The sequence below is a fragment of the Leifsonia sp. KNZ12-8B genome (genome assembly GCF_056755495.1).
Genome location: NZ_JBPGXM010000121.1, coordinates 1 through 11839 on the forward strand (window position 1 = coordinate 1; position 11839 = coordinate 11839).

7 protein-coding genes and 1 pseudogene are annotated in these 11839 nt (G+C 75.3%); 5 read left to right on the forward strand and 3 right to left on the reverse strand.

Annotated features, from left to right (window positions below; genetic code table 11):
* A pseudogene (locus tag ACR9ZG_RS15105) lies at positions 1-1485 on the reverse strand (hypothetical protein); the annotation flags it as partial.
* Positions 1486-1615: 130 nt separating this feature from the next.
* On the opposite strand from ACR9ZG_RS15105, the gene ACR9ZG_RS15110 reads away from it, so the two are divergent.
* Positions 1616-4489 (forward strand): AfsR/SARP family transcriptional regulator, encoded by a 2874-nt coding sequence (locus tag ACR9ZG_RS15110; protein ID WP_481285670.1) that lies wholly within the window; start codon positions 1616-1618, stop codon positions 4487-4489.
* A gap of 10 nt (positions 4490-4499) precedes the next feature.
* On the opposite strand, the gene ACR9ZG_RS15115 is transcribed toward ACR9ZG_RS15110, so the two are convergent.
* Positions 4500-4886, reverse strand: a complete 387-nt coding sequence (locus ACR9ZG_RS15115) for a DUF4870 domain-containing protein (RefSeq protein WP_481285671.1) — start codon at positions 4884-4886, stop codon at positions 4500-4502.
* A 264-nt stretch (positions 4887-5150) separates the two neighbouring features.
* Between ACR9ZG_RS15115 and ACR9ZG_RS15120 the strand changes: the two genes are divergently transcribed.
* Complete coding sequence (locus ACR9ZG_RS15120) at positions 5151-5960, forward strand: NmrA family NAD(P)-binding protein (protein WP_481285672.1); 810 nt, start codon at positions 5151-5153, stop codon at positions 5958-5960.
* A gap of 40 nt (positions 5961-6000) precedes the next feature.
* Here the strand turns inward: ACR9ZG_RS15120 and ACR9ZG_RS15125 are convergent, their stop codons facing one another.
* Positions 6001-6699, reverse strand: a complete 699-nt coding sequence (locus ACR9ZG_RS15125; RefSeq protein ID WP_481285673.1) for a hemerythrin domain-containing protein — start codon at positions 6697-6699, stop codon at positions 6001-6003.
* Between the two features lie 93 nt (positions 6700-6792).
* Between ACR9ZG_RS15125 and ACR9ZG_RS15130 the strand changes: the two genes are divergently transcribed.
* From ACR9ZG_RS15130 to ACR9ZG_RS15140, 3 genes are all read left to right on the forward strand, one after another.
* Entirely contained in the window at positions 6793-9084 is a 2292-nt protein-coding gene (locus tag ACR9ZG_RS15130) for an FUSC family protein (RefSeq protein ID WP_481285674.1), read from the forward strand.
* Between the two features lie 77 nt (positions 9085-9161).
* A complete protein-coding gene (locus tag ACR9ZG_RS15135) occupies positions 9162-10232 on the forward strand; it encodes a DUF998 domain-containing protein (RefSeq protein ID WP_481285675.1) in 1071 nt (356 codons plus the stop codon).
* Between the two features lie 118 nt (positions 10233-10350).
* Positions 10351-11724: a flavin monoamine oxidase family protein gene (locus ACR9ZG_RS15140; protein ID WP_481285676.1), complete on the forward strand. Its 1374-nt coding sequence runs from the start codon at positions 10351-10353 to the stop codon at positions 11722-11724.
* Positions 11725-11839 lie beyond the last annotated feature (115 nt).

Consider the following 11839-nt stretch of genomic DNA (forward strand, 5'->3'; position numbering starts at 1 on the left):
GCCCTGGTCGGTCGGCTCGGGGCCGGTCGGGGTGCTCGGCTGGCCTGGCTGGTTCGGCTCGTTCGGCTGGCCGGGCTGGCCGGGCTCGTTCGGCTGGCCGGGCTGGCTCGGCTCTCCGGGCTGGCCGGGCTCACTGGGCTCCGGGTCGGTCGGATCGGTCGGGTCGGGGTCGGTCGGGTCGGTCGGGTCCGTCGGCGCGTTCGGATCGACCACACGGACCGTCACCGAGGCCTGGCCGCGGTTGCCGGCGTTGTCGACGGCGGTCACCGTCAGCACCTGCTCGCCGGGGGCCGACGTGTCGATCGCAGAGCCGGGGAACCGCGACGCCGACACCGTGAAGATGCCCGATCGCTCGTCGTCCGCGGTGAAGTCGAAACGCGCATCCTCGTCGAGGTCGAGCAGGCGGATGCCACCGGGACCCGGCCGTCCGATCTCGTCGATGGAGACGGTCGGCATGACGTGGTCGGTGCGGATCACCAGCTCCTGGTGCTCGGACTCGTTGCCGGCCTTGTCGGTCGCCCAGTACGAGATGGAGTTCTCGCCCTCGCGGAGATCGCGCCCCAGGTAGGTGCCGTGAACGGTGGTCGTGGTCCCCGACTCCTTGGCCTGGAGCGTGTCCACTCCGCTCTCGTCGTCGGCGGCGTACAGCATCACGGACCAGCGGTTGGTCCAGCCCGTGGCCGGTTCCTTCCAGTCGGTCCTGAGCGTGGGCGGCGTGACGTCCTCGCCGAGGAACGCCACCGAGAAGGGGATGCGCACCTCGGTGGTCCGGCCGGAGCCGCTGACCGCCTTGCCGATCCACTCGTAGTCGCCGTCAGGGAGGGTGACCTCCTCGCCGATGGCCAGGGGACGCGGGGTGGTCCAGTTCGGGTCGAGGAGCTCGCAGCTCGCGATGCCGGACTCCGGGTCGGAGCAGGAGAAGTCCACGACGAACGGCTGGTTCTTGGGGTAGACGGCGCCGGGGGCCGGGGTCGCGGACGTGAACACCGGATCGGTGGTGTCCGCGGGCGGCTGCGGGTCGGCGGCGGATGCGGCGGCGGACGCGGCGGGTGCGGCGGGTGCGGCGGGCGCCTCCTCCGCGGGAGCCTGCTCGGCGGGCGCCTCGGCGGCCGGCTGTTCCGCCGGGACCGGCTCGACAGGTGCCTCCGCTGCGGGCGCCTCCTCGGTGGGCGCCTCGGCGGCCGGTACCTCCTCGGTGGGTGCCTCCTCGGCGGGTGCGTCGGCAGCGGGTGCGTCGGCAGCGGGTGCATCGGCAGCGGGTGCGTCGGCAGCGGGCGCCTGCTCGGCCGGCGCCTCCTGGTCGGCGGGCGCGGCCTCCTGAGCGGCGGTCTCGCTGCTCGGGGCGGAGATCCCCCCGCCGTCGGCATACGCGGGCGCACCCAGGGCGGGTACCAGCAGTGCGGTGGCGATGGTGACGCCGGCCAGTGTCAGGCCGGTGCGGTGGCGAAGCGACCGGCCGGGGCGGGTGGCGTGCTTCGGGTTCATGACGGTTCCTTCGGGTCGTGATGGGAGAACGACCTCGACGCTACGGAGCGGCCGCACCCGCTGGGCCACGCGATTCCCGGCTGCAACGATTCGTTTACGAAACCTTCCGCGGAAGCAATATGCTGGGCGCATGTCCGGGGGAGATGTCATGATCCGCGTGCTCGGCGCCTTCCATGCGGAGGCGGAGGGGCGGCCCGTCACCGTCGGCGGCGGCATCGCCCGAGCGCTGGTCGCCCGCCTGGCGCTCGCGGGCGGCCGCCGGCTCACCACCGCCCAGCTGGTGACGGAGCTGTGGGCGGACGCGCCCGACACGGCGGCGACCACGCTGCGGGTCTACCTCTCGCGGCTGCGGTCCGGTGCGCTCGGGCCCGCGCTGCTCGGCGGGCGCAGCGGCTACGCGCTCGTCACCGACGACGTCGACCTGCTCCGCTTCCACCGTGCCGTGGCCGAGGCGCGCGAGGCCGACGACGAGACCGCCCACGAGCTCCTGCTCGCCGCGCTCGCCGAGTGGGACGAGCCGCTGGGCGACCTCGCCGAGTATCCGTTCGCGGAGGCCGAGCGGCGCCGGGCGCACGAGTCGTGGCGCCAGGCGCTCGAACGTCTCGCCGGGACCGCCATCGCCCTCGGGCGTCCGGCGGACGCGATCGCGCCGCTGACCGCGGCCGTGGCGGCGCTCCCGCTGGACGAGCCGCTCGCCGGCGAGCTGGCCCGCGTCCTCGCCGCGGCCGCCCGCACGACGGAGGCGCTCGCCGCGCTCGACCGTCATCGGGACGCGCTCGGGGCCGGCGGCCTGGAGCCGTCCGGCCGGATCGCCGAGCTGCGGCAGTCCATCCTGCGCTCCGACGCCGCCATCGCCGTGCCCGCCGACCGCGCGGTCGAGCGTCACGGCATCCCGGTGCCGCTCACCGCCTTCGTCGGCCGGGGCCGCGAGCTGGCCGAGCTGGAGGAGGCGCGCGGCGGTCATCGCCTCGTCACGATCGCGGGCCCGGGCGGCGCCGGAAAGACCCGGCTCGCGATCGAGAGCGCGAGGCACTCCACGCGGACCATCGACGCCGAGCAGTGGCTCGTCGACCTGACCGGCGTCCAGCGCGAGGACGGTGTGCTCCGCGCCGTCGCGGACGCCGTCGGAGCCTCCGACGCGACGTCCGATGCGGTGGTCGCGCGCGTCTCCCGCGCGCCGGGGCTGCTCATCCTCGACAACGCCGAGCACCTCATCCCCGCCGTGCGCGAGCTCGTGGTCGACCTGCTCGGCCGGGCGGCCGGGCTCGGGGTGCTCGTCACCTCCCGGGAGCCGCTCTCGGTGCCCGGCGAGTTCGTGCTCCGGATGAGCGGACTGGGTGTGACCCGGCCGGGCTCGACCGTACGAGGCGTCGGTGCGCGGGCGGTGGATGCGCCGCCCGCGGGCGCCCGGCGCGCGCCTGCTTCCCTGTCGGAGGCGGCCGAGCTGTTCCGGCAGCGCGTGACCGAGGTGCGCGGCGGCGAGGCGCCGTGGGCCGCCGAGCAGCCGGCGATCGAGCGGCTGTGCGCGCTGGTCGACGGCCTCCCGCTCGCCCTCGAGCTGGCCGCGGCGCGCGCAGACGTGCTCTCGATCGAGGAGCTGGAGGCGACCCTCCGCGACGACGACCCTGGCGCGGGCGCGGGCGCGCTCAGCGGGGGCGACCCGTCGGCCTTCGGACCGCTCGACGCCCGCGACCGGCACCGCAGCCTGGCGAGCACGATCCGCTGGAGCGCCGGCCTGCTGAGCCCGGCCGAGCGCGACGTGTTCGTGCAGCTCTCCGGCTTCGCCGGCCCGTTCACGCTCGAGGCTGCCGAGACGGTCTGCTCCGCCCCTCCCGGCCTCCGCGTGCGGGCGGCCGTCGTCGCGCTCGCACGCAAGTCGCTCGTCGCGGCGGAGCAGACCGATCGCGGCGCCCGCCGTTACCGCCTGCTGGAGTCGGCCCGCGAGTTCGCCCGGCCGCTCCGCGACGCGGAAGCCCTCCCCGCCTGGTACGAGCGTCACCGCGCCTACTTCGCCGGCCTCGCCGAGGAGCTCGCTCCGCGGGTGCGCAGCCACGACGCGCCGGACGCGCACGACGCGTTCGACTCGGCCGCGCCCGACCTTCAGCTGGCGTACGAGACCGCTGTCGCCGCCGGGGACCGGGAGGCCGCCGTCCGCGTGTCGTCCGCGCAGGCCTGGCACTGGTTCAAGCGCGGCCTGCTCGTGCAGGGCCGCGCCGCGATCGAGGCGGCGCTGGCGCTGCCGGGCGAGACCGCGCCGGCTGTGGAGGCGGCAGCCTACGGCGGCCTGGTGAATCTGGCCTACCAATCGGGTGATGCGGAGGCCGCGTTCGGCTTCGTGAGCGCGGGCATCGAGCGTGCGGCCGCGGCCGGAGACGACGCAACCCTCTCGTCGCTGCTCGCTTACGCGGCCTACGGGCATTCGCTGCTGCGCGACCCGGCGACGGCCGAGCAGCTCGCCGCCCAGGCGGAGCAGCTCTCGGCGACGGCGCCGGACTGGGTGCGCAGCGAGGTGCTGATGTCGCGCGGGCAGATGCTGCGGGCGCTGGGGCGACCGGCGGAGGCGCTCGACAGCCTGGCGAAGGCGCGTGCGCTCGCGACGCGGACGGGGCACGCCTGGGCGCAGACGTCGAGCGAGTACGTGACCGGCAAGGTGCTCGTCGACGTGCGCCGGCCGCGGGACGCGATCCGGGTCCTGCACGCGGGTGCACGGACGGCGCTGCAGGGCGGTGACCCGACCGGCGCGCTCGCACTGCTCAACCTGGTCGGCGGCGCGGCCGCGCGGATCGAGCGCCATCGCGAGGGCGCCATGCTGGTCGGCGGCGTCGACGAGCTCGGCCTGCGCTACGGGTACGACCCCGTGGCGGCGGAGGGCGACGACGCGCGCCGGCACCGCGAGCTGATCGCGGCCGGGCTCTCGGCCGACGCGTACGCCGACGCCTATGCGCACGGCCGCACCCTCGACTTCGACGGGATGATGCGGGTGGCCGCGACGCTCGATCGCTGAGCGGGGCCGTTCAGCGGACGAAGCGGATCGCGACCGGGTAGGTGTAGTCGGCTCCCTGGTGCGCCTTCATCGCGGCGACGATCCCGAAGACGAGGTTCACGGCGAAGACGGCGAGCAGGATCAGAAGGCCGATGCCGACGATGCTGAGCGCCCAGCCGACGAGCACGCCGATGAACAGGGTGAGCTGGAAATTCAGCGCCGTGGCGGCGTGCGCACGGACGAAGGCGCCGCGGTCGCGCAGCAGGAGGTAGCCGAGCAGCGGCGCGAGCCACCCGACGACGATCCCGCCGACGTGGATGAGCGTCGCCCAGAGCCGCTCGTCGGCCGGGCTGAGCGCCCGGGTGCCCGGGGCGGCGTAGTCGGAGGGCCGGTGGTCGGCCGGGGGTGTCGCGGTCATGGGATTCCTCTCGTCGGTGCGGACGAGGTTGAACGCTACGGCCGGCTCACGGCCGCCGCTGCGCCCGCGCAGCCGCTGTAACGGTTCGTTTACGCACGCCGCCATGCGCTACTCTCGGCGGCGGATGATTCTTCACACCGTGATCCCCGCAGGCGCCTGACGGCCGCCTGCCCGCGCGTGCGCGCGACGACGGCCTCGTGACGGCCGGGAGTCCCCGACTCCCGCCACCGCACCCTGTTCTCGTCGACTCTTCAGGAGCACGCCATGACCCACATCCTCATCACCGGCGCGTCCGGCCGCCTCGGCGGCGCCGCCGTCCGATCACTCCTCGCCCTCCACCCCGCGGAGGAGGTGCACGCGCTCGTCCGCACCCCGGAAGCCGCCGCGGGCCTCCGCGACCTCGGGGTGGAGGCCCGCCTCGCCGACTACGCACACCCCTCCGAGCTCGCCGCGGCCTTCCGCGGCATCGACCGCCTGCTCTTCGTCTCGAGCCCGGTGCTCGACCCCGACGAACGGCTCCGCCAGCATCTGGCCGTGGTCGCGGCGGCCGAGGCGATCGAGCACATCGTCTACACGAGCGTCCAGGGCGCCGACCACGACCCGGCCCACGCGGCGACGGAGGCGGCGCTGCGCGAACGTGCCGGCGCCGGCGCCGGCGCCGCGACGATCCTGCGCAACGGCTTCTACACCGAACCGTTCGTCGCGACGGCCATGGAACAGGCGCAGGAGGGGGCGATCGCGTCGGCGACCGCATCCCGCCCCCTGGCGACGGCCTCCCTCCCCGACCTCGCCGAGGCGGCGGCCCTGGCCGTCTCCGATCCCCCCGGGCGGGCGCTGTGGGAGCTGCGCGGACCCGCGTGGACCTACGACGACCTCGCCGCGATCCTGAGCACCCGGCTCGGCCGGCCCGTCGAGCACCTGGCCGTCCCCGCGGCCGCCGTCGGAGCGTTCGGCCCGCTGCACGCTGCGGCCGCGGCGGGCGCGCTGGCCGCCGAGACGGACGACCTCCGTCTGCTGCTCGGGCGGGAGCCGCGGGACATCGCGGCGGTGGCGGCGGCGCGCCGGACCGGCTGACCGCGCGGCCCGCCGGCCGCGCTCGGGGCGGCGCCGTCGCTCAGGAGGCCCGCCCCTCCAGCGCCGCCCGGTACCGCGCGTACCGCGGAGCGCCGATCCACCGCCACGCCAGCACCGCGGGCGGCGGGAGGTGCTTCCGCTGCCACTGCGCGCCTCCGTCCGGCTGGGCGTCGAGGATCGCGCCGAGCATGTTCCACTGCTGGCCCTTCGGTGTGTTCGCCCGGCCGTGCTTGGCGAACCAGTCGACCTCCTTCTCGGTGATCGTGTGCTCCATGACGGGGACGATGTTCTGCTCCTCGTCGGGGAGGTGCTCGGCGAGGGAGGCGTTGATGCCGACGAGCGCGCTCCGCACGGGCTGCGTGCTCGTCGGCGTCGGATCGGCGCGCCACACGGCGACGGCGCGGTCGAGCGCGTTCAGGTGGATCAGCATCTCGGCATGCTGGCGTTTCATCCGTTCGACGTGCAGCGCGCACGAGGGCGCGCGATCGTCGATGGCCGGCCAGAGCCGGGCGTCCTCCGCCTCGTGGTGGGCGTGCAGGGAGGCCGAGATCAGCTCGAGCTGGCCGGCGACGACGCCCGCGTGGGCGGCGTCGCCCGTCGCGACGCCGTCGACCAGCGCCGTGGCTTCGCCGAAGGAGTGGCGGAACAGGCGGTGGATCTCGATCATGCCGCTGGCGTCGCAGGTGACCGGTCCGTCGAGCGGTGAGGCGCCGGACGGCGGCAGTGGGGTGGCTGACATGCGCGAACTCTACGACTCCACCCCCGCTCTGCACGACTATGGTGTGCGGGTGAGCCGTGCGTGCGCTCGCGCGCCGGCCGGAGGGAGGGCCGCGTGCGGGGCATCGGCTGGCTGAGACGGCACGACCCCGGCTTCGGCGCCCTGCGCAGGGCGGGGCGCGCGGCGATCCTGATGCCGCTGCTGTTCCTGCTCGGCAGCAGGGTGATCGGCAGCTCCGACGTGGCGATCTTCGCCGCGTTCGGGTCCTTCGCGCTGCTGCTGTTCGTCGACTTCGGCGGCCCGCTGCGCGAGCGGGTCCAGGCGCAGGCGGCGCTCGCCGTCGCCGGTGCGGTCCTGGTCGTGCTCGGCACCCTCGCGGCGCAGCCGGTGTGGCTGTCCGCGGTCGGCATGGCGGTCGTCGGCTTCATCGTGCTGTTCGCCGGTTCGGTGAGCTCGGTCACCGCGTCGGCGGGCACCTCCCTGCTGCTGGCGTTCATCCTGCCGGTCTCGCTGCCCGGCACGGTCGCGTCGATCGGGCCGCGGCTGGCCGGCTGGGGGATCGCCGCGCTCGCCAGCATCGTCGCGATCACCGTGCTGTGGCCCGCCCCGACGCGCGAGCCCCTCCGCCGCCCGGCCGTGGAGGCGTGCCGCGCGCTGGCCGCCCGGCTGCGGGCCGAGGTGGCCGCCCGTGCCGCCGACAGCGACGAGGAGGCCGTCGCCGAGGCCGCGCGCACCGCCGCCGCGCCCGACGCCGCCGTCGCCGCGCTGCACGAGTCCTTCCTCACCACCCCGTACCGCCCGACCGGCCTGAGCACGCCCGCCCGTACCGTCGTGCGCCTGGTCGACGAGCTGACCTGGCTGGAGGCCGTGCTCGGGCCTCCTGGACAGCGGAAGGCGGCGTCGCCCCGCACCGATCCCGCGGTCGCCGCCGCACGCCGAGTCCGCAGCGCTGCGGCCGACGTGCTCGACGAGGGCGCCGTCCTGCTGGCCCAGCACGCCGGGGATCCCGCCCCCGTCGAGGCCGCCCTCGACCGCCTCGCCGCCGCCCGCGCCGCGGTGGAGTCGGCGACGCTCGGCCACGCGGACCCCGCGGACCGCGGCGCACCCGCACGCTCCGCCCCGGCCATGGTCACCGCGCTCGACCCCGCCTTCCGCGCGCAGGAGCTCGCCTTCGCGGTCGCCGCCGTCGGCCGCAACATCGCCCTCACCGCACGGGCCGAGCGGCGCACCTGGTGGCAGCGGACGCTCGGCAGGCAGCCAGGCGACCTCCGCGGGCCCGTCGGCGCGGCGGCCGAGCGCGCCAGCGGATACGCGGGCCGCAACTCGGTCTGGCTGCGGAACAGCATCCGCGGGGCCGTCGCGCTCGGGCTGGCCGTGCTGCTGGCCAAGCTCACCGGGGTCGAGCACTCCTTCTGGGTGGTCCTCGGCACGATGTCGGTGCTGCGCTCCAGCGCCCTCAGCACCGGCCAGACCGTGCTGCGCGGGGTGCTCGGCACCGCCGCCGGGGTCGTCCTGGGCTCCGCTCTGCTGTTCGTCCTGAGCGGGGGAGGACAGACCCTGCTGCTCGTCGTGCTCCCGTTCGCGATCCTCGTCGCCGGCGTGGCGCCGGCCGCGATCTCGTTCGCTGCCGGCCAGGCGGCCTTCACCGTCCTGCTCGTCCTGCTGTTCAACATCATCGCGCCCGCGGGATGGACCGTCGGGCTCATCCGCATCGAGGACATCGCGCTCGGCTGCGCCGTCAGCCTCGTCGTCGGGGCGCTGTTCTGGCCGCGCGGCGCCGCCTCGGCGCTGCGGGCGGCCCTCGCCGAGTCGTACGTCGAGGGCGTGCGCTACCTGCGCGCCGCGGTGGCCGCGGCACTGGGCGAGGCCGGCGCCGATCCGCGCGGGCACGCGCTCCGCGCCGCGGCCGCGTCGCGCCGCCTGGACGACGCGTTCCGCACCTACCTCGCCGACCGCGGCGCCAAGCGGCGCCCGCTCGCCGAGGTCTCCGCCTCGGTCACCGGCGTCGCGCAGGTGCGCCTGGTGAGCGACGCGGTGGTCGAGCTGTGGCGGGTGGAGGCGACAGACGCGGCCGCGCTCGCCGCCGCCCGCGACCCGCTCGCCGCCTCCCTCGACCGCCTGGAGCGGTGGTACGGCGGACTCGCGACGCAGCTGGTCGCCCGCGGCCCCCTCCCGGAGCCCGACGACACCGACCGCACCGCGGTGGAACGCCTCGCCACGGCCGTGCTCGACACCGCGGCCGGCGGCCCCGCCGCCACGCCCGCGCCCGGCTCGCAGCGCCGCCCCACCGCCGTGCGCCTGATCTGGACCGCCGACTACCTGGAGGTCGTCCGCCGCCTCGAACGCGCGATCGTCGCCCCGGTCGGCACGCTCCGCGACGACACCGCGCCTCGCGCGGGCTCCTGATTCCGGGTCCTCGAACGCCCCGTAGCCGCGGCGCGCGGCCCGGCGTTACCCTGCACCCGTCAGGGAGGGGGCGCGAGATGGTCGCCACGACGCAGCCGCCCGGGTCGAGGAGCGCCCGGGCGCCGGCGCTCAGCCGCGAGGGCGCGGCGATCGTCATCGCCGGGGCAGGCTTCGCCATCGCCCTGCTGACCGGACTGGTGGCGTTCTGGGGCCGCAGCCTCCCGATCGCCGGCCCGGAGTCGCTGTCGCAGTTCGCCGCGCTGGTCGGGGCGGTGCTGGCGTTCGCCGCGTACATCGGCGGGAGGTGGTGGCCGCGGGAGGGGCTGACCCCGTTCCGCACGGGCGGCCACGCATCCGGCGTCGACGTCTTCGACACCATCGTCATCGCGTTCGCGCACGCGGTGATCGCGCTGCTCGGCTGGCTGGCGCTGGGCGCGGTGCTCGCGGACGGGTTCCAGGACGCCGAGGTCTATTGGCTCGCCGGTTCGGCGCTCGCCGGGGCCATCGGCGGCGTGACGGCCTACGCCGTCTTCCTCTCGGCGGCCGGGATGAACCTCCTGCGCCTCTCGACCGTGCTGGCCGTCTTCGCCATCGTCGGCCTCCTCACCAGCATGCTCGCCGCCCCCGATCCGCACTGGTGGGAGCTGCACCTCAGCGCCCTCGGGATGTCGCGCAGCGTCTCCTCGCTGACGTTCAACCTGACGCTGATCATCGCCGGCGTCATCGTCACCGCGATCGCCCGCTACGCGACCGACACCCGCGGCATCGCCGACCAGCGCGAGCGTGCGGCCGCGCTGCGCGTCCGCGTCTGCCTCATCCTCATCGGCGTGCTGCTCGCCGGGGTGGGCGTCTTCCCGCTGAACGTGTCGAGGGTGCTCCACAACGTGTCGGCGGTCGGGATGCTGCTCACCTTCTCGCTCGTCGTGTTCTGGGTGCGCGCCGCCGTCCCACGCGCGCCGCGGTCGTTCTTCGTGCTCGGCTACGTCTTCTTCGGGACCATCGTCGTGATGGCCGTCTTCTATGTGATCGGGTACTACGTGCTGACCGCGACCGAGCTGGTGGCCGGTGTGCTCGTCTTCTCCTGGCTCATCGTCTATCTGCGGATGGGCGCCGCCGCGACCTCCCGGGACACGACCGCGGTCGGGTGAGGACGTACGCGCCGTCGATCCATCGACCGTCCGCTCGACAGCGTGTACAGCCGGCGGCCGCGGCCGCGCGCCTAGCATCGCGGTGACCGGAGCCCTGACCCGGTGAGGAGTGATAGCCATGGACAGCATCGAACGTGACGTCGTCATCGTCGGCGCTGGCGCATCCGGCCTGACGGCCGCGACGGAACTGACCAAGGCCGGCCTGACGGTCGCCGTGCTGGAGGCCCGCGACCGCGTCGGCGGCCGCCTCTGGACCGACGACATCGACGGCGCGACCCTCGAGATCGGCGGCCAGTGGGTCTCGCCCGACCAGGACGCGCTGATCGAGACGCTCGCCGACCTCGGCCTCGAGACCTACCCCCGGTACCGCGAGGGCCGCAACATCTACCTCGGCGCGAACGGCGAGCGCCGCACCTTCGAGGGCGAGATCTTCCCGGTCGCGCCCGCGACCGAGCGCGAGATCGTCGGCCTCATCGAGCGCCTCGACGCCCTGGTCGCCGAGATCGACCCCGAGGCGCCGTGGGAGCACCCGCAGGCGAAGGAGCTCGACGAGATCTCGTTCCGCCGCTGGCTGGAGACGCAGACCGACGACGAGGAGGCGCGGCGCAACATCGGCATGTTCATCGCCGGCGCCATGCTCACCAAGCCCGCGCACGCCTTCTCGGCGCTGCAGGCGCTGCTGATGGCGGCCAGCGCCGGGAGCTTCTCGAACCTCGTCGACGCCGACTTCATCCTGGACCGCCGGGTGAAGGGCGGCCTCCAGCAGGTTCCGCTGCTCCTGGCCCAGCGCCTCGGCGACGACGTGCACCTGAACGCGCCGGTGCGCACGCTGCGCTGGGACGAGGCGGGCGTCACCGCCATCACCGACGGCCTCCAGGTGTGCGCCCGCTACGCGATCCTCGCCGTCCCGCCGGTGCTGATCAGCCGCATCTCGTACGAGCCGCCGCTGCCGCGCCGGCAGCAGCAGCTGCACCAGCACCTCTCCATGGGCTTCGTCATCAAGGTGCACGCCGTCTACGAGACGCCGTTCTGGCGCGAGGCGGGCTACTCCGGCACCGCCTTCAGCCCGTTCGAGCTCGTGCACGAGGCGTACGACAACAGCTACCACGGCGACCCCCGCGGCACGCTCGTCGGCTTCGTCTCCGACGAGGCCGCCGACGACGTCTTCCGGCTGAGCCCGGAGGAGCGCAAGGCGCGCATCCTCGAGTCGCTCTCGCACTACTACGGCGAGCAGGCGCTGAACCCGGTCGTGTACTACGAGAGCGACTGGGGGAGCGAGGAGTGGACGCGCGGCGCCTACGCCGCCAGCTTCGACATGGGCGGCCTCGCGCGCTACGGTGCCGACCTGCGGCAGCCGGTCGGGCCGATCCACTTCTCGTGCAGCGACATGGCGGGCCGCGGCTACCAGCACGTCGACGGCGCGATCCGCGTCGGCCGCGCGACCGCGGCGGCGATCGTGAAGACCCTGGCGGGTTCGGAGGCGTCCCGCTGACAGACGGCGCGCCGCCCCGCGGGGGGGGGCCCCCCCCCCCCACCCCCCCCGGGGGCGGGGGGTAGGGCGCGGGGCGCCCCCCGCGGGGGGCCGCCCCCCCGGACGGGGCGCCCCC